Source organism: Sphingosinicella sp. LHD-64 (genome assembly GCF_031157375.1).
Lineage (GTDB): Bacteria > Pseudomonadota > Alphaproteobacteria > Sphingomonadales > Sphingomonadaceae > Allosphingosinicella.
Map to the genome: position 1 here is coordinate 120491 of NZ_JAVIFV010000003.1, position 21163 is coordinate 141653.

Below are 21163 nucleotides of genomic sequence, written 5' to 3' on the forward strand. Positions count from 1 at the left end.
GGGGTGCAATGATCCTTCTTACCCGACTTCGCGCCTTCCTTCCGGCGCTCGCCGCGGTTGCGCTGCCGCTCTTCTTCCCTGCGGCAGCGCAAGCGGCCGCCGCAGCGCCGGAACTGACCGTCGACAAGGGCGACACGGCCTGGATGCTGGTTTCCACCATCCTCGTCCTCGCCATGATCGTGCCGGGCCTCGCCCTGTTCTACGGCGGCCTGGTGCGCGCCAAGAACCTGCTCTCGGTGCTGACCCAGGTGCTCGGCGTGACCTGCGTCGCGCTCGTCGTCTGGTTCATCTGGGGCTACAGTCTCGCCTTCGGGACCGGCGGCGCGCTTATCGGCGACGCCAGCAAGCTGTTCCTCGCCGGCATTCGCGGCGACACGCTGGCGGCGACGTTCAGCGCCGGCGTCGGCATCCCGGAGCTGGTGTTCGTCGCCTTCCAGTCGACCTTCGCGGCGATCACCGCGGCGCTGGTCGTCGGCGCGCTGGTCGAGCGGGTGAAGTTCACGGCGATCCTGCTGTTCGTGCCGCTCTGGCTCACCATCGTCTATGCGCCGATCGCGCATATGGTGTGGACGAGCGGCGGCCTGATCTTCGCCATGGGCGCGCTCGACTTCGCCGGCGGCACGGTGGTGCACATCAACGCCGGCATCGCGGGCCTGGTGGGCGTGTTCTTCGCCGGCAAGCGGATCGGTTTTCTCAAGGAGATGATTCCGCCCCATTCGCTCGGCCTGACGCTGATCGGTACCGGATTGCTGTGGGTCGGCTGGTTCGGCTTCAACGCCGGCTCGAACCTCGAGGCGACGGGCGGCGCGGCGGTCGCGCTGATGAACACCCTCGCCTGTCCGGCGGCGGCGGCGATCACCTGGCTGATCGCCGAGCGCGTCGTTTCCGGCAAGCCGTCGCTGCTCGGCGGCGCCTCGGGCGTCATCGCCGGGCTCGTCGCGGTGACGCCGGCGGCCGGCACGTCGGGCATCATGGGCGCGATGGTGCTGGGCGTGGTCGCGTCGCTCGGCGCCTACTGGTTCGTCGGCAGCCTCAAGAACCGGCTGAAGCTCGACGACAGCCTCGACGTGTTCGGCATCCACGGCATTGCCGGCATCATCGGCTCGATCGGCACCGGCATCGTCTCGGCACCGTCGCTGGGCGGGTTCGGCGCCGACACGTTCGTGATCGCCACGCAGACGGTGACGCAGATCAAGGCGGTGCTGATCGCCATCGCCTGGTCCGGCATCGGTTCGGCGATCGTCTGGGCGATCCTGAAATATACGGTGGGCCTGAGGGTTCCGGACGATGCCGAGCGCGAAGGGCTCGACATCACCGACCATGGCGAGCGCGCCTACAACCTCTGACCTGCTGAACGACTGACGAGAACCATAACGACAACGCCGCCGACGGACCTGCTCCCGTCGGCGGCGGACAGGAGAGGCTTGCCCGCACGAACCGTGGGGACGGGGGAAGCGGACAGGTCTGGGAGGAGCAACCCGTAACCCAAGGGGGGAGAAATCCCATGCGCATCAAGACACTCGTCCACACCGCTATCTGTTCCCTGTCCCTCGCGGCCGTGAGCCCGGCCTTCGCCGCGGAGCTCGGCAGCGGCTTCACGATCAACGGCGGCGCCACGCTCGTCTCCGACTACCGCTTCCGCGGCATTTCGCAGACCGACAAGCGTTTCGCCGTGCAGGGCACCTTCACGCTCGGCCATGCCTCCGGCCTCTACGCGACGGTCTGGGGCTCCTCGATCGACGACTATGTGGCCGCCGGCTCCGACCAGGAGATCGATTTCATTCTCGGCTATCGGCGGACGTTCGGCGCGACCACGATCGACGCCGGCCTGCTCTATTATTACTATCCCGGCTCCTCGAGCGTCGTTCCCGGCTACAGCAGCGACTTCTTCGAGCCCTATGTCTCGGTGTCCCACACGTTCGGGCCGGTGACCGCCAAGGTCACCGCCAACTATGCCTGGAGCCAGTCGGCGCTCTCGATCGGCAACGGCAACGAGGACAATCTCTACCTCGCCGGCGATCTCTCCGCGTCGCTGGGCAGCGGCTTCGCCGTCTCAGGCCATCTCGGCCACAGCTTCGGGCCGAGCTACCTTACCATCGGCGACGAATATACCGACTGGAATCTGGGGGTGAGCTACACGACCGGGCCGCTCACCCTCGGCGTCCAGTATGTCGACACCGACGGCGACTACCTGACCCCCACGGGCCGCAATGCGAGCGGCAGTGGCGTGGTCGGCTCGGTCGGCGTGTCGTTCTAGGAGTCCGGCGTGCCGGCCGGCGTCGCTTGTGGCGCCGGGAACTGATGGCTGCGCAACCACGTCTCGAACAGGGACGGCCAGGCGGCGACCTGGCTGCCGGGCGCGCCCATGCCCCAGCTGTGGCCGCCGCGATCGAAGACGTGGAGCGCGACCGGCCGGTTCGCCGCGCGCATGGCTGCGAACAGGGCGAGGCTGTGCCCGACATCGGCGGTGGGATCGTCGGCGGCGTGGGCGAGGAAGATCGGCGGCGTCGCCGCGTCGACATGCGCCTCGACCGAATAGTCGGAAACCGCATTCGGAAGCCCGGCGAGGTGCCGCGCCGTGCGGGTCGTGTCGAGCGGCGCGCGCAAGGAGATGACCGGGTAGATCAATCCGGCGAAGTCCGGCCGCGCCGGTTGCGCGTCGACGGCATCGACGCGCGCGTAGAAATCATGGTCGCCGCGCGTCGCCAGAATGCCGGCGAGATGGCCGCCAGCGGAGGAACCGAGCACGCCCACCCTGTCCGGATCGATGCCGAGCCGGGCGGCATGGGCGCGCAGGAGCCGCATCGCGCGCTGGCCATCCTGGAACGGCGCATCGGCATTCCAGCCGTCGCCGGGCAGGCGGTAGAAGAGGACGATGGCGTTGATCCCCTGCCCCTGCAGCCAGCGCGCGATCGGGCGGGCAGCGCTGTCGATCTGTATGCGGAAATAGCCGCCGCCGCCGATCACCAGCACCGCCGCACCGGTGGGCCGCTCCGGCCGGTAGACCTCCATCCGCGGCGTCGAGATGTTGGTGTAGGCGCCCTGCCCGGAGCCCTCCCCGCCGACCCGCTCCGGCCCCGCAGGCCGGCCGTGACCCGGCGGATCGCCGGGCCACAGCCGGATCGTCTCCGCACCCGTTTCGGCCTGCGCCGCCGTAGGGAGGAGCAGCGCGGCGAGCAGGGCGAGGAGCATTTTCACGCGTTCAGAACCGCAACGTCGCGCCGGCATAAAAGCGGCGGCCGGCAATGTCGTAGATGCCGTTCTGGTTGGTGAGCCGTCCGCTCTCGGTGCCCGACGGCAGGAACGGGCTGATCGAATTGAACAGGTTGTTGACGCCCGCATAGAGCCTGAGGTCGCTGCCGCTGGCGATGTCGAAGTCGTAGGAGACGAAGATGTCGTGCTCCCAGACGTCGCCGATGTCGAGATAGGAGGGCACTTCCGCCTCCGGCAGCGTCTCGAGCAGCTCGCGGTAGCGGTCGCGCAAGCCGTTGCTGTCGTTGATGTCGCCATAATAGGTGGTCGTCCAGCGCAGCCGGAAGCCGCCGAGCCGCCAGGCGAGCGCGCCGCGGGCGCGGTAGGCGAAGGCGCCCTCGGCGAGATCGCCCCTGAGGTCGTTGACGACAAGCCCGTCGACCCCCTCGAACTCGACCGTCTGGTCGAGCACATGGGTCGCGTCGTAGCGCAGGTCGAACGTGCCCGGGACGCCGAGGCCGTTCAGATCGAAGCGGTAGTTGGCCGCGACGTCGATGCCGCGCGTGTCGAAGCGGGCGAGGTTCACCTGCCGCTGGATGAGCTCGACGATCTGGCCGTTGTTGGGGTTGCGGGTGATGTCGGCGCAGAACGGATTGTCGGCCTGCGGCACGTCCGTGTCGTAGCATTGCAGCTGGATGTCGGTGTTCGTGTAGGCGTCGATCGCGTCGCGGATGCGGATGTCGTAATAATCGACCGCGAGCGTGAACCCCGGCAGGAAGCTGGGATTGAACACCGCGCCCAGGGTGAAGGTGTCGGCCGTCTCCTCCTTGAGATCGGGATTGCCGGCGTTGGGGCTGAACAGGTTCGTGCCGACCTGGGCGAAGACCTGCGGATCGCCGGCGGCCGCCTGCTGCGCGAACAGCGCCTGGATGCCGGGATCCTGCCGGCAGGCCGCCGCGATCCGCCCGGCCGTGGCCGGCGTCACGCCGTCGCACAGGTCGGTCGCCGCCTCGAAATTGCCGCGCGGCGGCGAGAAGATTTCGGCGAGATCGGGCGCGCGCTGGGCGCGGGCATATTGCGCCCGGAAGCGCAGGTCCGGGATCGGCGCATATTGGATGCCACCACGCCACGAGAAGACCCAGCCGACCCGGTCGATGCTGTAATGGGCGGCGCGCGCCGAGGCGTCGACGCTGAGCAGCTCGATGCCCGGGCGATCGCGGACCAGCGGCGCCGAGACCTCGGCAAAGGCCTCGATCGCGCTGATGCTGCCGCCGAAGTCCGGAATGGCGTTGCCGGTCGTGCCGCCTTCGCGCGACAGCTCGTCGCCGCGCAGCCGCTGGCTGTCGCGGCGATATTCGACGCCGATCGCCGCGGAAACCGGGCCGGCGGGGCCTTCGAACAGGTGTCCGGTGGCGAAGGCCTGGGCGTTGTATTGGCGGATGCGCAAATCCTGACGCAGGTCGGCGCGGATCCATTCCGCGGCCTGGGGCGTGATCGATCCTTCGCCGAACAGGTTGATCGGCACGCAGCCCGCGGCGCGCGCATTCGGATCGACGCAGCGCGGCTGGCCGTCGGGGCCGAGCTCGGCATTGAGCGCGGCGGTCAGGTTGGCGCCGTTGATCTCGTTGCGGCGCAGCTGCTCCTGCCGGTACTGGCCGAAACCGGCGCTGGCCTCCCATCTCCAGCTCTCCGTCAGTTGCCCGCGCAGGCTGAGCCAGGACCGGATCGTCTCGCGGTCGTTCTCGGTGATCTGGCCGCCGACCTCGTCGAAGCGGCGGTCCCAGGCGAGGCCGGTGCCGTTGGTCGGCGCATCGGCGCGGATCTCGGCCGGCACGAACGGGTTGCACGGCCCGGCCGAGCCGCCGGTCGCGCGGCGGCAGGGAATGCGGCCATATTCGACCTCGACGGTCTCGCCGGTCACCGGGTCGGTGACGGGGTAGGTCGAATCCCAGCCGATGCCGACCGCCTCGCGCGTCTCCATGGAATAGATGCGCGAATATTGGACCTGCGCCTCGGCGGACACCGCGGGCGAGAATTCGTAGCGCAGCTTGGCGGCCGCGAGATAGCGTTCGCGCGGCAGGATGAGCGAGCGGCCGGTGCGCTGGTTGTAGCCGTCGCGATTGGGCAGGAAATAGCCGCTGTTGCCGTTGTCGCTGGTGCCGACCGGCACGGGCAGGCCGGTCTGGACATCGGGCCCGAGCGGCACGAGCTGGCCGTTCCGGTAGAAACGGTCGCGCGCCGCACTGGCGCCCGAGAACACGCCGCCCGGGATGAAGGAGCTGAGATCGCTCGCGACGTTCGGCGGGAAGGTGCTGAGCGGCTGGTCGCCGCTGGTTGGCACCCCGTTGTTGAGAAACACCGTCTCGAGGAGGTTGGTGCCGGTGTTGAAATCGTAGCCGTAGGCGACCGGCCGGATCGCCCAGTCGCGCTCGACGGCCCGGATGCCCCAGTCGCGGTCGTAGGTGCCGCTCACCAGAAAATAGCCGCGCCGGTCGGCGAAGCGGGCGCCCCAGCTGCCGCTCACCGTGAACTCCTCGCCGCCGCCTTCGTCGCTGACGCCGCCGCGCAGGTTGATGCGGAAGCCGGTCTGGCGGGATTCGGTGATGATGTTGACCACGCCGGCGACCGCGTCCGAGCCGTAGATCGAGGAGGTGCCGCCGGTCACGATCTCGACCCGGTCGATGAAGTCGGTCGGGATGGTCGAGAGCGACACGCGGTTGCCGATGCCGCTGTTGGAGACGGTGCGGCGGCCGTCGATCAGCACGAGCGTGCGGTTGTCGCCGAGATTGCGCAACTGGATGGCGCTGAGGCCCGAATTCTGGGTGTTGCCGGTGACCGTCGCGTCGTTGAGCGTCGAGAACAGCTGCGGCAGGTCGGCAAGCGTTTCGGAAAGCTCGGAATCGCCCGATTCCAGCAGGTCCTCGCGGGACACGCCGATCGTCGGCGCCGGCGTGTCGTAGGTTTCGCGCTGGATGCGCGTGCCGGTGATCACCACTTCCTGCTCCGGTGCCGCAGCATCGCCGGACGGCGGCGCATCCTGGGCCAGCAGCATCGTCGGCGCCGATCCCATGGCCGTGGCGAGAAGCAGGTATTTCAGTTGCATCGGATGTCCCTCCCCTAATCCTGTGGCGCCGTGTCCAGCGCTTCGAGCTCTTGTTGGATCTGGCGTTTGGCCTCGGACGCCCCCGGCATGGCGGGCCCGGGATGGCCGCCGAGCGCGGCGTCGAGCCTGGCCTGGTCGAGCGCCTTGTCCCACTTGGCGACAACGATGGTGGCGACCGCGTTGCCGATGAAGTTGGTGAGGCTGCGGCACTCGCTCATGAACCGGTCGATGCCGAGGATGAGCGCCATGCCGGCCACCGGCACGCTCGGCACGATCGAGAGCGTGGCGGCGAGCGTGATGAACCCGGCACCGGTGACCCCGGCCGCGCCCTTCGAGCTGATCATGGCGACGAGGAGCAGCGCGACCTGGTCCCAGAGGCTGAGTTCGACCCCCGTCGCCTGGGCGATGAACAGGGCGGCCAGGGTCATGTAGATGTTGGTGCCGTCGAGGTTGAAGGAATAGCCGGTCGGCACGACCAGCCCAACGACGCTCCGCGAGCAGCCGGCCCGCTCCATCTTGTCGATGAGATTGGGAAGCGCCGCCTCCGACGAGGAGGTCCCGAGCACGAGCAGCAGCTCGGCCTTCAGGTAGCGGATGAGCTTGAGGATCGAGAAGCCGGCGATCCGCGCCATCGTCCCGAGCACGACCAGCACGAAGATCAGCGAGGTGAGATAGAAGGTGCCGACCAGCGCGCCCAGGTTGGCGAGCGTGCCGATGCCGTAGGCGCCGATGGTGAAGGCGATCGCGCCGAACGCGCCGATCGGCGCCGCCCGCATCAGGATTCCCACCAGCCGGAACACGACGAGGCTCAACCGCTCCAGGAAGTCGAGGACCGGCCGGGCCGGCTCGCCGACCAGCGACAGCGAGATGCCGAACAGGATCGCGACGAACAGCGTCTGGAGGATCGAGCCCTCGGTCAGCGCCGAGACCATCGTGGTCGGGATGATGTCCAGGAGGAAGCCGGTGATCGTCGTCTCGTGCGCGCGCTCGGAATAGGCGGCGACCGCGCCCGCATCGAGCCGCGCCGGATCGACGTTCATTCCCGCCCCGGGCTGCACGACATTGGCGACGATCAGCCCGACCACCAGCGCCAGCGTCGAGAAGAACAGGAAATAGGCGAACGCCTTGCCGGCCACGCGGCCGACCGACGCCATCTCCTTCATGCCGGCGATGCCGGTGACGAGGGTGAGGAAAATCACCGGCGCGATGATCATCTTGACCAGCTTGATGAAGCCATCGCCGAGCGGCTTCAGGGATTCGCCGAACTGGGGCCAGAAATGGCCGACGATCGCGCCCAGGACGATCGCGACGAGCACCTGGACGTAAAGATGACCCAGCAGGCGGTGCCGGCTGGCCCCGGGTGACGCAGGGACGGCGGAAGCCGTGAGCATGATGGTGCCTCTCCTGACAGCGCACGCCTGCGCAGGCCGATCGACGGCTGTTGCGCCTGTGTGCGGATGATATACTTGGCCGCCGGTGGGACGGCCGGTGAACGAGAAATACTTATATGTATCTGAAAATACGTGATATTCTTAGTCTATCCGTGCTGAGGTTGGACACTGGATGTGCGAAATTCCGCACGATCTGATGCCATTTTGTGTGATAATACGCACATGACCGCCGAGTCGCTTTCGTGCGCCGGATAGACCGCTCCTTCGCACTCGCCGCATTCGCGGGCCTCATCATGCTAGTCGGCTTTGCCTTCGCGGCCAATCGGTGGGCGGCGCGCCATGCCCTTTCGAACAGCGACGTCGCAGCCGGCCAGATGGCGCGCGGCCAGGCCGGCCTGCTGGCGAGCGAGCTCCAGAAGTTTCGCCTGCTGCCGCTCGTCCTTATCGAATATCCCGATGTCCGGGCGGTGCTGGGCGGCGCCGGTCCGGATGCGGTCGCGCGGCTCAACGGCAAGCTCGAACTGCTCTCGGATCGCACCGACGCGGCGGTGATCTATGTGATCGACAGGAACGGCCGCACGCTGGCGGCCAGCAACTGGCGGCGGCCGACCAGCTTCGTCGGCCAGGTCTACGGGTTCCGACCCTATTTTCAGGGCGCGCTCCGCGACGGGGCGGCCGAGCTGTTCGCGCTGGGCACGGTGAGTGGACGGCCGGGCCTGTTCATCGCGCGCCGGGTCGAGAGCGAGGGGCGCGTGCTCGGCGTCATCGTCGTCAAGGTCGAGTTCGACCGCCTGGAGGCGGTCTGGGCGCGCCAGCCGGGCACGACCTTCGTGACCGACCGGCACGGCGTCATCATCATCACCAGCCGGCCGGAATGGCGCTTCCGGCGCACCCGGCCGCTGAGCGCCGGGGCGATCGCCGAGATCCGGCGCACGCTGCAGTTCGGCGACCTGCCCCTGCCGCCCGTCGCCCTCGTGCCGGATGGCCCCGCATTGCGGGAGGCCGGCAGCGACGCGCGCTACCGCGCCGCACGGGTCGCGGTTCCGCTGGAAGGCGGCCTGCTGCGCTACCTGCAGCCGCTCGCCGCGGCCGAGGCCGGAGCCGCCGCGACGGCGCGCGCCGCCCTCCTCGCCGCCTTCGTCCTCATCGCGCTGGCGCTTGCCTGGCTCTATCGCGCCCGCGAGAAGCGCCTGCTCCAGATCGAGGCGCGGCGCGCGCTGGAAAGCGAGGTGGCGCTGCGCACCGCCGAGCTGCGCGAGGCGAACGCACGGCTCACCGAGGAATCGCGCGAACGAACGCGCGCCGACCATCGCTATCGTGCCGCGCGCGAGGAGCTCGCCCAGGCCAACCGGCTCGGCTCGATCGGGCAGATCACCGCCGGCGTCGCGCACGAGATCAACCAGCCGGTCGCGGCGATCCGCACCTTCGCCGAGAATGCCGGCCGCTTCCTCGATACCGGCAAGGAGGATCGCGCACGGCAGAATCTCGGCCATATCGTCGACCTTACCGGCCGGATCGGCACGATCACCGCCGAGCTGCGGGCCTTCGCCCGCCGCGGCACCCCGGCGATCGACGCGGTGGAGCTCTCAGGTGTGATCGACGGCGCCCTGCTGATGCTGGGCGACCGGCTGCGGGCCGCGAAGATCGAGGTCGAGCGCAGCGGCGAGCAGCCGGGCCTGCGCGTCGTCGCCGATCGCGTGCGGCTGGAGCAGGTGCTGATCAACCTGCTCCAGAACGCGCTCGACGCGCTGGCGGGCCGGGCGGCGTCGCGGATCGCCATCACGGTCGCGGCGGGAGAGGACATTGCGATCGAGATCTCCGACGACGGCCCCGGCATCCCGGCCGCGCTGGCCGACGAGCTTTTCACGCCCTTCGTCACCGGCAAGCCGGACGGCCTCGGACTCGGGCTCGGCATCGCCCGCGACATCGCCCGCGAGTTCGGCGGCGATCTCGACCCGGTCCCCTCCCCGCTCGGCGGCGCGGCGTTCCGGATCAGGCTGAGGCGCGCATGACCTTCTTCACCGACACCCAGACCGTCTTCTTCGTCGACGACGACGCGACCTTGCGCGAGGCCAATGTCCAGTCGCTCGAGCTTGCCGGAATCGATGTCGCCGCCTTCGGGGATGCGGCGGACGCGCTGGCGGGGATCGGCGCCGACTTTCCGGGTGCGCTCGTCTCCGACATCCGCATGCCGCGCATGGACGGGCTGCAGCTCTTTGCCAGGGTGCGCGAGATCGATCCCGAAATCCCCGTCATCCTGATCACCGGACATGCCGACGTGCCGACGGCGATCGCGGCGCTCCGGGATGGCGCCTTCGACTTCCTGACCAAGCCCTTCGCGGCCGATCATCTCGTCGCCTCGGTGCGCAAGGCGCTCGAGACGCGGCGGCTCGTTCTCGACAACCGCCGGCTGCGTGCGGCGGCCGAGGACAGCGGCGACAGCCCGCTGATCGGCGACAGCCCCACCATGGCGCGGCTGCGCGACACGATCGCCCAGGTCGCCAAAGCCGACATCGACGTCCTCGTCGAAGGCGAGACCGGCACCGGCAAGGAGCTGGTCGCCCGCCTGCTCCATCGCCTCGGCCCGCGCCGCGGCAAGCCGTTCGTGGCGGTCAATTGCGGCGCATTGCCGGAGGCGCTCGCCGAGGCCGAGCTGTTCGGTCACGAAGCCGGCGCCGGTCCGCATGGACGCTTCGAGCGGGTCGGCCGGATCGAGGCCTCGAACGGCGGCACCCTGTTCCTCGACGAGATCGACAGCATGGCGCTCGCCGTCCAGGCCAAGATGCTCCGCGTGCTCGAGGAGCGCGAGATCCTCCGGCTCGGCGCCGAGACGCCGCGCGTGGTGCGGCTAAGGGTCGTCGCGGCGGCCAAGACCGATCTCGATGCCGCCATCGGCGCGGGCCGGTTCCGGAGCGACCTCTTCTATCGCCTCAACGTCGTGCGCCTGCGCATCCCGCCGCTGCGGGAGCGTCGCGCCGACGTCCCGCAGCTGTTCGCCCATTTCGCCGGCGAGGCGGCGGAGCAGGTCGGCAGCGGACGCTACGTGATGAGCGACGCGGTCCGCCGCCGCCTGGTCGACCACGACTGGCCAGGCAATGTGCGCGAGCTGCGCAACTTCGCGTTCAGCGCCGTGCTCGACCTGCCGGGCCAGGGCGCGACGCCGGCGTCCGACTCAGCCCTGGCCCTGCCCGAACGGGTCGGCCGGTTCGAAGCGTCAATCATCCGCGAGAGCCTCGCCGCCACCGGCGGCTCGGTCGCCGAAACCCTCAGGCTGCTCGGCATCCCGCGCAAGACCCTCTACGACAAGATGGCGCGGCATGGCATCGAGCCCAGGGATTTTCGATAGCCGGCGCGGGGCCGGCGCTCAGCGCTGCGGCGTCTCGGCCGGCTTGTTCGCCGCTGCCGCCTCGGGCTGATCGCCCGCCGGGGCTGGCTTGTCGGCGGCGGCCTCGGGCGCGTTCGATTCGGCCGGGGCGCTGCGGGTCGCGCTGATCCGCGGGCTGGACTCGGCGGCCGGCTTGCCCGCCGGCGCCGCTTCGTTCTGTGCGTTGGACTGGGCATTGTTCTGCGCGGCGGCCGGAGCAGCGAACAGGCCGGCGGCCAGGAGCGCGGCAATCATCGTCTTCATCACAATCCTCATTTCGTCCGGGGAGCTGGGGAAGCCCGGGTGGCGCGTGGTGTACGCCCGCACGCGCCCGTCCTCAAGAGCCGGGCGAGGCCGCCTGCCCCGCTTCCGTGGCGAGCCGCGCGTCGAGACGCTGCTCGGCCCGGTCGGCATAGGCGCGGCAGGCATTCGGATCGATCAGCGGATTCGGCTGCTCCCCCGCCTGGAAGCGGCGGTAGCGCGCGTCGAGCCCGAACTGGTCGGGATGCGAGGTGATCAGGATGTCGCAGGGCAGGGCGCGCATCGCCGCGAAGCTGCTTCGGAAGGATTCGACGACCGTCCGATGCGCCGGATCGGAGAAGCGGTAGCCGTCGGCCGAAACGGCGTTGAGGCTCGCGCCGAACACGACGTCGAGGCAGCGCGCGCCCTCGCAGGACCGCCACGACCAGCTCATGCTGCCCGCGGTGTGGCCGGGAGTCGCGCGCGCGGTGACGGTCGTGTCGCCGAGCCGCAGCATCTCGCCGTCCGCCATGGCCCGCACGTTCGCGACCGCGGGGAAGGGGGTCAGGTGCGCCGACTGCGGGTCGTCGCTGCCGACCCGGCCGGTGCGGAATACCTCGGCGGCAGGCGCGCCCGCCACCACGATCGCGCCGCTGTCGCGGGCCAGCGCCGCGACGCCGCCGACATGGTCCCAGTGCGGTTCGGTGGTCAGGATGTAGCGGATGTCCTCGACCCTGAAGCCGAGGCGGCGGATGTTCGCCTCGACGTCGCGCACCGCCTGCGGCACCGCCCCGTCGAGCAGGATCAACCCGTCGCTGGTGCGGATCAGGGCGACGCCGAGCCCGGCGAAGCCCACGAAATAGGTATTGCCGTGCACATGGGCCGGCGGCAGCGGGGTCAGCCAGCGCTGCGCATAGTCCGGCGCGATCGGCCGGGTCAGCGGGTCGTCCGCCTGGTGAGCCTGAGCGGCGCAGCTGGCGAGAGCAGCGCCGAGAATTGCGCCGATGATCGAGACGTTCTGTTTCACGCCGTTCTCCCTTGTCACCGGCAGAGAATGGCGGCGCGCGCGGACCGGCGCAAAGCATGATCTCTCGACAGAGTCATGAGATGAATTCATGGATGGCGCATGGACCGTGCCAAGCTTCCCCTCAACGCCCTGCGCGCCTTCGAGGCGTCGGCGCGCCACCTCAACTTCACCCGCGCGGCGATCGAGCTGTGCGTCAGCCAGGGCGCGGTGAGCCATCAGGTCGCCGGGCTCGAGCGGCGGCTGGGCGTCGCCCTGTTCCGCCGCCTGCCGCGCGGCCTGGCGCTCACCGACGAGGGCGCGGCGCTCGTGCCGGTGCTCGCCGACGCCTTCGACCGGGTCGGCGCGACGCTGGAACGTTATGCGGGCGGGCGGGTCCGCGAGGTGCTGAGCCTCGGCGTGATCGGCACCTTCGCCACCGGATGGCTGCTGGAGCGGCTCGACGATTTCGCCCGCGCCCATCCCGAGGTCGATCTTCGCCTCATGACCAACAACAACCGCGTCGATCTTGCCGGCGAAGGCCTCGATTATGCGATCCGCTACGGCGACGGCGCCTGGCACGGCACCCATGCCGAGCCGATCCTGGCGGCGCCGCTGAGCCCGCTCTGCGCGCCGCACGTCGCGGCCCGCCTTGCCAACCCGGCCGACCTCGCCCGCGAAACCCTGCTCCGCTCCTACCGCGCCGACGAATGGCCCCGCTGGTTCGCCCTCGCCGGCGCCGCCGCCCCGCCGCTCCGCGGCCCCGTCTTCGACAGCTCGGCGCTGATGGTCGCCGCCGCGATCGCCAGCCACGGCGTCGCCCTCGCCCCGCCCGTCATGTTCGCCCGCGAGCTCGCCGCCGAACGCCTCGTCCAGCCCTTCCCGGTCGAGCTATCGGCAGGGCGCTACTGGCTCACCCGCCTGATGTCGCGGCGCGAGAGCGTGGCGATGCTGGCGTTCCGGGATTGGTTGCTGGCGCGCGCGGACCGAAACGAGCCCGCATGATGCCCGCAACGGGTCGAAAGCGGACGCTGATGGCACATGTCGCTTCAGCGACGCCGATCCCAGAATGCGAACTCTTCGGCCTCAGTCATAGGTGTGAACTCAACGCTTCGCACCGCGCTAATCCGCAGACTCGGGGGATCTTGCATCAGCCCGAATCGACCAGGGCCGTAGGAACGGCCCAACCGTCCTTCCACCGTTATGCGAAGCACCCCGTTACGAGAGAATGCGCTGTCCAGCGCCTGTTGAAACGCCCTTGCCCCGATCGTGTCGTCACTCCAGTCAATCGCAATGCCGCCAGCGCGGTGCTCGCAACCAAGAACATAACCGTGATGAGGCCCGCCAATCACTACGCCGGTCCAGCTAACTTGTGCTCCCGTCAGCTGCGATAGCGAGGAGGCATGTCACAAAGTGGGGGTACGGGAACTTCCACGGCGCAGCCCGTGAGCGTGGCTGCCAAAATCATGATCAACCTCATCAAGTGACGGATGCATTGCGCCTGCGACGTCTGCAATGGGTGGAAGGCAGCCGCTTATTCCCCTCCCTGCAAGGGAGGGGAGCCACGTCCGCAATGGGTCGAAAGCAGACCCTGCCGATTGTTGGATACAAATAGGATTTGGCCTGACATGCTGACGACATGACGCTCCACCTCGCAACTCGCGGAGCAAGCCGGTCCCCATCGCTTCGAAGTTTCATGTGCGGCCCGGATTTTTTCGCCCAGGGAAGCTGAAACTTATGAAACTTCCGGGCCGAATCGCCGAACCATCCGGCCGATCCGGCCCCGACTCACAGCGGCACGATGTGCCGGTGGTGCCAGGCGAAAATCGCTGCGGCGCCGCGATGGGGGCGCCAGGCTTCGGCGAGGGCGCGGATGTGCTTCTCGGTCGGGTTGGCGTCGTCGAGGCCGAGGATGCGGCCGATCTCCTGGCGCACCGCCAAGTCGCCCGCCGGCCAGACGTCGGGCCGCCCTTCCGCGAACAGCAGATACACTTCGGCGCTCCAGCGGCCGATCCCCTTGACCCGGGTCAGCGCTGCGATCGCCTCTTCGTCCTCCCCGGGCAGATGGGCGAAGTCGAGCCGCCCGGACAGCACCTCCTCGGCCAGGCTCTTCACATAGGAGATCTTGCCCCAGGAGAGGCCCGCCGCCCTCAGATCCCCGTCGCTGGTCCGCGCGACATTGGCGGGATCGCCGCAGCCTCCGGTCGCGTCCTCGACCCGCGCGAGGATCGCCGCGGCCGCCTTGACGCTGACCTGCTGGCTGACGATCGCCTGGAGCAGGGTCCGGTAGCCGCGCGCGCGGATGCGCGGCGGCGGGTCGCCGATCCGGGCGCGGGCCGCCGTGAAAGCGGGCTCGATCTCGCCCAGCGCATCGAGCGCCGCCGCCAGTCTCTCCGCCGTCAGCTCCATGTCCGCTCCGTCTTGATCCGAAACCCGCCGCCTAGCATAGGCGCACCCGACTCCCTCCCGTTTCTTGCGTTCAAGGATTGCCATGGCCAAGCTCACCATCGTCGGCCGCGACGGCACCGAGAAGATCGTCGACGGCAAGGTCGGCTGGAGCGTGATGGAGAACATCCGCGACAGCGGCTTCGACGAATTGCTCGCTTTGTGCGGCGGCTGCTGCTCCTGCGCGACCTGCCACGTCCATGTCGATCCGGACTGGACCGGTCAGGTCGGCGGGCCGAATCCGGACGAGGACGACCTGCTCGACACGTCCGACCACAAGAACGAGACCAGCCGCCTTTCCTGCCAGATCCTGTTCACGGAAGGCCTGGACGGCCTCCGCGTCCAGATCGCGCCGGAGGACTAGCGGGCCACACTCGCCGCGTAGAGTGCGATCGCGGCGGCGTTCGACACGTTGAGGCTCTCGATCCTGTCGCTGATCGGCAGCTTCGCCAAAGCGTCGCAATGCGCCTCGACATTCTGCCTGATGCCCTCGCCCTCGGCGCCGAGGACCAGCGCGACGCGCGGCGGGCCGAGCGCGTCGGCCAGCATCGTCTCCGCCTCGCCGGCAAGGCCGATGCGCCAGAAGCCGGCCTCGGCCATCTCGTCGAGCGCGCGGGCGAGGTTCACCACCCGCACCCAGGGCACGGTCTCCAGCGCGCCGGAGGCGGCCTTGGCGAGCGCGCCCGATTCGCCCGGCGCATGCCGGTCCTGCGTGACGATGCCGAGCGCGTCGAATGCCGCGGCCGAGCGCAGGATCGCGCCGACATTGTGCGGATCGGTGACCTGGTCGAGCACCAGCAATGGCCGGCCGTCCTCGGCCCCGTCGAGCAGATCGGCGAGCAGGAGGTCGTCGAGCCGCTCGACCTCGGCAACGATGCCCTGGTGCGGCGCGTCGCGCGGCACCATCCGGCCGAGATCGGCAACGTCCGCATAGGTGACCGGCACGTCCGGCCGGAGCTCGAGGCCCGCCGCCGCCTCGCGCGTCGCCCAGATGCGGACGATGTCGCGGTCCGGGTTGGCGAGGGCGGCGGCCACCGCATGCCGCCCCCAGAAGCGCGGACGGTTCTCCGGCTTGGTCGCCTGGCGTGCCTTGCGCCGCATCAGTCCTCCTCGGGATATTCGAACGGGTCGCTCGGCCGCGGCTGGGTCGGCAGCGGCATGCGCGGCAGCGGCTCGTCGCGGTTGGCGGCATTGAGGAGGAAGCTCGCCATGATGATCGCCGCCTGACGCAGGTCCTCCGGCTTCAGATGGTCGTAGCTGTCCAGGCTGGTGTGGTGGATGCGGCTGCCATAATCGAGCGGGTCCTGGATGAACTGGTAGCCCGGCACGCCGACCGCCTGCATGTAGACATGGTCGGTGCCCCCGGTGGCGCGGATGCCGACCGTCGTCGCGCCCATGCTGGCGAAGGGCGCCAGCCAGTCCTGGAAGATCGGCACGGCGGCGACATTGCCCTCGGCATGGATGCCGCGGATCTTCCCCGAGCCGTTGTCGAGGTTGAAATAGGCGACGAGGTCGCGATGGCCCGGCTGCGGCGTCAGCGGCCAGCGATAGCGCCAGGTGCGGTTGTCGGGCAGCCGCGTACGCGCGGGATCGGTCTCCGGCGGCCGGGTGGCCAGATAGCGTTCGGTATAGGCGAGTGAGCCGAGCAGGCCCTGCTCCTCGCCGTTCCACAAGGCGAAGCGGATGGTCCGCTTCGGGCGCACGCCGAGCCGGGCGAGGATGCGCGCCGCCTCCATCACCACCGCGGTGCCGGCGCCATTGTCCTGTGCGCCGTCGGCGGCGACCCAGGAATCGAGATGGGCGCCGGCCATGACATAGCCGGCATTGCGGTCGGTGCCCGGAATCTCGGCGAAGATGTTGTAGGAATTGACGTCCTCGTCGTTGAAGCGGACGTCGTTGGTGATCTCCAGCGTCGGCGGCGCATCGGTCAGCGCGAGGCGCGCGAGCCGGCGATAATCCTCCGCAGCCATCTCGATCGCCGGCAGGCGCGGCGTCGCGCCGACCTGGTAGAGATAGCCCTCGCCATGGACGAGCCGGCCGTCGCGGCGCGCCATGCGCACCCAGGCGAGCGCACCCTCCTCGGCGAGGAAGGCGTCGCGCTCCGCCTCGAAGGACGCCCGCTCGAGATTGCGGGCGACCTCGGCCGGCGAATAGGTGGGCTGGCGGAACTCGTTGCGCTCGCGCAGGTCCTCATCGCTCAATCGGCGGAACGGGGCCTCGGAGGGCTCCGAGCCGCTGTCGGGCCGCGTGATCAGGACGATCTTGCCGCGCAGCTTGCCCCGCCATTCGGCGAAGTCCTCGGTCTCGGAAAGCGGCGCGACGATGATGCCGGCGCTGATCGTGCCGTTGGTCGGCGGCGTCCAGGCGATCGGGATCGCGGTGAGGGTGAGCGGGCGGGGCGCGGTCATCCGCGCGCTCGAGGAGACGATCGACCAGCCGCGGCCGAACTCGAAGCCCTCGGCGCGGACATTGCTGAGACCCCAGTCGCGGAAGCGCTGCTGGGTCCAGCGCTCGGCCTCGCGCATCTGCGGCGAATTGGTGAGCCGCCCGCCGATCCGGTCAGTGAGGTAGGCCGCCGTCTCCATCACCTCGCTATGGTTGGTGCCCTGGTCGATGATCCGGTTGATCGCGCTGCGGTCGACCGGCTGGGCAAGGATGGGCGCGGCGGCGAGCGTGACGGAGAGTGCGGCGGCGACAAGGCGCATGGAAGACCCCCTGAACGGAATTGGCGATGCCGGTCTAGGGTCCGCCCTTCCGACAGGCAAGCGCGCCGCATCCGTTGACAGGCGGCTTCCCTTTCGCCAATGGAGCCGCCTTCCTATCTAGGCGCTCCCACGGACAGGTGGCCGAGTGGTTAAAGGCAGCAGACTGTAAATCTGCCCGGGTTTCCCGTACGCTGGTTCGAATCCAGCCCTGTCCACCACCCTTGAGTCTGAAGCGCGCGCCATCGGCTCAGCGGGTGTGCGGCCTGAGGTCGGCCGGCCGGTCGACTTCGGCGGCAGGTTTGAGCCGTCCACCGCTCAGCACTGTCGCCAGCGCCGGCGACGTCGCCGCCAGCAGGCGGCCGAGGAGCAAGGTGGCGGCGAGCACCAGCAGCGGCTGCACCAGCAGGAAGACGGGATAGAGCGGCGCGCCAAGCGGCCCGGTCAGCCGGCCGATGAGCGGTCCGCCGAGCCAGATCATGATCAAGTGCGCACTGAACATCAGGAAGGCGAAAGGCTCGAGGCCGAGCAGAGCTCCGGTAAAGCGGCTGCCGGCGAGGCGCCAAGCGATCGACCAGAAGAACAGGGCGGTGACGCAGCGCATCGCGAGGTCGATGGAGGACAGCAGGAGCGGATTGTCCACGCCGCGGGCGATGCCCGCCGTCTCCAGCCAGATCTGCAGCGCGGCGAGCAGCGCATAGGCGACGCCGGTCACCGCCATCGGCTGCATCGCCACCCAAGCGGCCAGATCGCGGCGGCGGGCGAGAATACCGGCAATGAAGAACAACAAGATCGCGGGCCTCAGCAGCAGCACGAAGGCCACGCCCGAAACCGACCAGGCCAGTGCGACCAGAGCCGCGATGCCGAGCGCCCAATTCGGCAGGCGCATCAGCAGCGGCGCCAGCAGCATGCAGACGAAGAGGTCGCGCAGGAACGACATCTGGACGTTGATGTCGTTCGGGCTGGCGAGACAGAGAAGCTCGTCGATCGTCCACCACAAGGTGGTGGGCATCGGCGCCTGGATCCAGCCGAGCCGCGCCGCGCCGGAGACCAGGACGATGGCGAACGCATTCCACAGGATCATCGGCAGGATGATGGTCCGGGCCTTCGCCGGCAGGAAGCTTCGCCAGCCGCGCCTGGCCAGGGAGGCCGCGACCAGCCAGCCCGAAATGACGCTGAGCAGCGGCACGGCGCCGCGGCCGAGCAGATCGATGAGGGCCCAGCGCAGGATGCCCTGCGGCGTGTCGTTCAGCCGGGCGAGGTCGCCGCCGGGCAGGCCGGTCCAGGCGTGGACGTAGACGATGCCGAGAATGCACAGCACCCGCGCGATGCCGATGGCCGATGAGAGATGGCGCCGCCGTCCTGCCGATACCGGATCGCGCGCCGTGGATGCTGAAGTCGTCAAAATGCGGGGACTTGTTCCGGACTGGAGGATCCCAGCGTTCCGCCCCGTCCGGAGCCGGTCAACCCGACGCACCCGATTTTCGTACGGACCGGGGCACGAATCCGATCAATGAAGTTCCGGGTGTCTGCCCGCGGTCTTTCACTCCGGCCCCTGGGTGCGCGTCAGAAAGGCCACGATCCGCGAAGACTCCTCGTCGCTCATCTCGGCACCATAATCGCGCATGCGGGTCACCGTCTCGGCCCACTGGGCCTCGGTGCGGCGCGCTCCGGTGACGAGCGACAGGCTGTGGCAGCCCGCGCAATGCGCCTCGACCAGTGCCTGTCCGGGGTCAGGCCCGGGCGCCGGCGGCGCGGCCGGCGTGCCCGGGCCTTGCCGGGAGAGGGCGATCAGCCCGACGGACAGACAGACGAACCAGTGCATCGACGCGGGCTTCTAGGGCGGAACCCGCGTCGCGCCAATGGTGATCGGCGACGGCTACCAGCCCAGGGTGACGCCGGCACGGCCGCCGGTCGAGCCGCGGACGGTCGACCCCGCGATCCCGCCGCTCACCCACACGCGCTCGGTCACCCGGGCGACCATCGCGCCGGAAAAGCCCTGCTCGCCGCGATAGGTGGCGAGGTTGAAGGAAACGGCGAAGCGGCTGTCCGGTGGCATGACCGCGCCGCCCATCGCCATGGCCGCGGCAATGCCGCCATTGCCGCGCCTGAGGCCGAGATCGAGCGCGGCATCGAGCGCCGATATCTCGCCCTCGATCTCCGTCAGACGCGCGCCCGCGTCCTGGAGGGCGCTGACGTCGAGGTCGAGCGTGGCGAGATTGCCGGCGAGGTCGCTGGTCACCAGCCTGACCGCGCCGCTCTGCGCGGCGCGGCTCGCGTCGCTGCCGATGCCCGCGGCGGTGTAGGTCGAGCCTGACGTGCCCAGCGCGATCTGGTTCGCGCGCGTCGCCGAAGCACCCGCACCGATGGCGACCGACCCGGCCTGGGCAGCGACTGCGCCATTGCCCAGGGCCACCGCGCCGTCCCCGGTGGCGCTGTTGGCATTGCCGATGGCGACTGCGCCGGTACCGATGGCGCTGTTGTTGGCGCCCAGCGCGACGGCGCCGGTCCCGGTCGCGACATTGGGATCGCCGATCGCGACGGCGCCGTTGCCCGACGCGACATTGCCGAATCCGATCGACACCGCCTGCCCGTCGACCGCCTGCGCACCGACCCCGATGGCGACCGACTGGGCACCGCTCGCGACACTCGCCTCACCGAGCGCGATCGCGCCGGCGCCGGTCGCCTGCGGCGCCGCGCCGCTGCCGGTCACGCGGACATAGGCGGTGCCGGCGAGTGCCGCACTGGCGGTCGATTGGGCGACGGACGCGGCGCTGGCCGCCGCTTCCGCGCTATATTGCGCGATCGCGGCCTCGAGGCGGGCGAGGTCGGCGATGTCCTGGGCGAGGTCGGCCACCGCCACGGCGGCGCTGGCCGTGATCCGGGCAGCGTCGGCATCGACCTGCGCAGCGTCGGCGGCAACGCGCGCGGCATCGGCCGAAGCCTGCGACGCCGTCCCGCCGGCAAGTGCGGCGTCTGCGACCGTCCGGGCTGCGTCGGCGCGCGCCCGCGCGTCGATGGCGTCGGCGACGGCCTGATCGGCCCTCGATTGCGCGACGGCGGCATTGGCGATGGCCTGGTTGGCCGTGCCCTGCGCAGCATTGGCGCTTCCCTGGGCCGTGGCGGCGGCGATGACTGCGCCGTCCGCAGTCGTCTGGGCCGCGGCCACGTTCTGGTTGGTGGTGAAGAGTTGCCCTCCGGTGACCGCATCCCCGCTGCCGGCTGCCAGCGTGCCGTTCGCGACATTGACGATGCGCCGCTGCGCGCTGGCGGTGCCGACCGACACAGTGTCAGCGACGTCGGCGACGGCGCCGCTGCCGAGCGCGACCGCGTTGGCTGCGCTCGCCTGGGCGCCCTGCCCGATCGCGGTCGCATCATTGCCGGTCGCGCTGGCCGAAACGCCGAGTGCGGTCGAGCGCTCGCCCGTCGCCACAGAGCTCGATCCGCAGGCGAACCGGTTGGAGCTCGCGGTGATGCGTTGCCGGCAGGCGGCGGCGACACTGTTGGGCCCGACATTCGGCGTCACCTGCGCAAGGGCGGGCGTGGCCGGCGCCAAGGTGGCCGTCGCACAGAGAAATCGGACCATCGATCCGGCATGGCGGCTCGAGCCGCCCTTGACGCACCGTTTCATCACAACCCCCACCATGCCCGCATGAAGCCGCGGGCCACCCCGTCAAATTACGGCCGGAGGCGCTAAGAAGCCGTTAATCATGAACGCCTAGG

Annotated in this window: 17 protein-coding genes and 1 tRNA gene; 7 read left to right on the top strand and 11 right to left on the bottom strand. The window is 69.7% G+C overall.

The window, feature by feature from the left end; genetic code table 11:
- The first annotated feature begins 8 nt into the window (after positions 1-8).
- Positions 9-1346, top strand: coding sequence for an ammonium transporter (locus RCO27_RS08490; RefSeq protein ID WP_309002244.1), 1338 nt, complete (start codon positions 9-11; stop codon positions 1344-1346).
- Between the two features lie 158 nt (positions 1347-1504).
- On the top strand, positions 1505-2257 hold the full coding sequence (locus RCO27_RS08495) for a TorF family putative porin (RefSeq protein ID WP_309002245.1): 753 nt from the start codon (positions 1505-1507) through the stop codon (positions 2255-2257).
- On the opposite strand, the gene RCO27_RS08500 is transcribed toward RCO27_RS08495, so the two are convergent.
- From RCO27_RS08500 to RCO27_RS08510, 3 genes are read right to left on the bottom strand one after another with little or no spacing between them, the layout of a single operon-like run.
- The gene (locus tag RCO27_RS08500) at positions 2254-3192 is read right to left on the bottom strand and encodes an alpha/beta hydrolase (RefSeq protein WP_309002246.1); all 939 of its coding nucleotides are present in this window, start codon (positions 3190-3192) and stop codon (positions 2254-2256) included. The genes RCO27_RS08495 and RCO27_RS08500 overlap by 4 nt on opposite strands.
- A 10-nt stretch (positions 3193-3202) precedes the next feature.
- Positions 3203-6295 (bottom strand): TonB-dependent receptor domain-containing protein, encoded by a 3093-nt coding sequence (locus RCO27_RS08505; RefSeq protein WP_309002247.1) that lies wholly within the window; start codon positions 6293-6295, stop codon positions 3203-3205.
- A 14-nt stretch (positions 6296-6309) separates the two neighbouring features.
- Positions 6310-7686, bottom strand: coding sequence for a dicarboxylate/amino acid:cation symporter (locus tag RCO27_RS08510; protein WP_309002248.1), 1377 nt, complete (start codon positions 7684-7686; stop codon positions 6310-6312).
- A 293-nt stretch (positions 7687-7979) separates the two neighbouring features.
- On the opposite strand from RCO27_RS08510, the gene RCO27_RS08515 reads away from it, so the two are divergent.
- Positions 7980-9698, top strand: a complete 1719-nt coding sequence (locus tag RCO27_RS08515) for an ATP-binding protein (RefSeq protein ID WP_309002249.1) — start codon at positions 7980-7982, stop codon at positions 9696-9698.
- Positions 9695-11032, top strand: a complete 1338-nt coding sequence (locus tag RCO27_RS08520) for a sigma-54 dependent transcriptional regulator (RefSeq protein WP_309002250.1) — start codon at positions 9695-9697, stop codon at positions 11030-11032. The genes RCO27_RS08515 and RCO27_RS08520 overlap by 4 nt, the downstream gene beginning before the upstream one ends.
- Positions 11033-11050: 18 nt before the next feature.
- Here RCO27_RS08520 and RCO27_RS08525 read toward each other — a convergent pair whose 3' ends face one another.
- On the bottom strand, positions 11051-11314 hold the full coding sequence (locus tag RCO27_RS08525; RefSeq protein WP_309002251.1) for a hypothetical protein: 264 nt from the start codon (positions 11312-11314) through the stop codon (positions 11051-11053).
- Positions 11315-11387: 73 nt separating this feature from the next.
- Complete coding sequence (bla, locus tag RCO27_RS08530) at positions 11388-12317, bottom strand: subclass B3 metallo-beta-lactamase (protein ID WP_309002252.1); 930 nt, start codon at positions 12315-12317, stop codon at positions 11388-11390.
- 99 nt (positions 12318-12416) lie between these two features.
- Between bla and RCO27_RS08535 the strand changes: the two genes are divergently transcribed.
- Positions 12417-13298, top strand: coding sequence for a LysR family transcriptional regulator (locus RCO27_RS08535; RefSeq protein WP_309002253.1), 882 nt, complete (start codon positions 12417-12419; stop codon positions 13296-13298).
- Positions 13299-14081: 783 nt separating this feature from the next.
- Here RCO27_RS08535 and RCO27_RS08540 read toward each other — a convergent pair.
- Positions 14082-14702: a DNA-3-methyladenine glycosylase 2 family protein gene (locus RCO27_RS08540; protein WP_309002254.1), complete on the bottom strand. Its 621-nt coding sequence runs from the start codon at positions 14700-14702 to the stop codon at positions 14082-14084.
- An 82-nt stretch (positions 14703-14784) separates the two neighbouring features.
- Between RCO27_RS08540 and RCO27_RS08545 the strand changes: the two genes are divergently transcribed.
- Positions 14785-15102 (top strand): 2Fe-2S iron-sulfur cluster-binding protein, encoded by a 318-nt coding sequence (locus tag RCO27_RS08545; protein WP_309002255.1) that lies wholly within the window; start codon positions 14785-14787, stop codon positions 15100-15102.
- Here the strand turns inward: RCO27_RS08545 and rlmB are convergent.
- Together rlmB and RCO27_RS08555 are read right to left on the bottom strand one after the other, a co-directional pair.
- Positions 15099-15839 carry a 23S rRNA (guanosine(2251)-2'-O)-methyltransferase RlmB gene (gene rlmB, locus RCO27_RS08550; protein WP_309002256.1) on the bottom strand — a complete coding sequence of 247 codons (741 nt, stop codon included), beginning with the start codon at positions 15837-15839 and terminating at the stop codon, positions 15099-15101. The genes RCO27_RS08545 and rlmB overlap by 4 nt on opposite strands.
- A complete protein-coding gene (locus RCO27_RS08555) occupies positions 15839-17443 on the bottom strand; it encodes a M20/M25/M40 family metallo-hydrolase (protein ID WP_309002257.1) in 1605 nt (534 codons plus the stop codon). The genes rlmB and RCO27_RS08555 overlap by 1 nt, the downstream gene beginning before the upstream one ends.
- Before the next feature lie 131 nt (positions 17444-17574).
- Between RCO27_RS08555 and RCO27_RS08560 the strand changes: the two genes are divergently transcribed.
- Positions 17575-17661: transfer RNA gene (locus RCO27_RS08560), tRNA-Tyr, on the top strand.
- A gap of 29 nt (positions 17662-17690) precedes the next feature.
- Here the strand turns inward: RCO27_RS08560 and RCO27_RS08565 are convergent.
- The 3 genes from RCO27_RS08565 to RCO27_RS08575 all read right to left on the bottom strand — a co-directional run bounded on the left by RCO27_RS08565 (position 17691) and on the right by RCO27_RS08575 (position 21071).
- On the bottom strand, positions 17691-18917 hold the full coding sequence (locus RCO27_RS08565; protein ID WP_374990374.1) for an acyltransferase: 1227 nt from the start codon (positions 18915-18917) through the stop codon (positions 17691-17693).
- Positions 18918-18983: 66 nt separating this feature from the next.
- Entirely contained in the window at positions 18984-19265 is a 282-nt protein-coding gene (locus RCO27_RS08570) for a c-type cytochrome (RefSeq protein WP_309002259.1), read from the bottom strand.
- Between the two features lie 54 nt (positions 19266-19319).
- Positions 19320-21071 carry a YadA-like family protein gene (locus RCO27_RS08575; RefSeq protein ID WP_309002260.1) on the bottom strand — a complete coding sequence of 584 codons (1752 nt, stop codon included), beginning with the start codon at positions 21069-21071 and terminating at the stop codon, positions 19320-19322.
- Positions 21072-21163 lie beyond the last annotated feature (92 nt).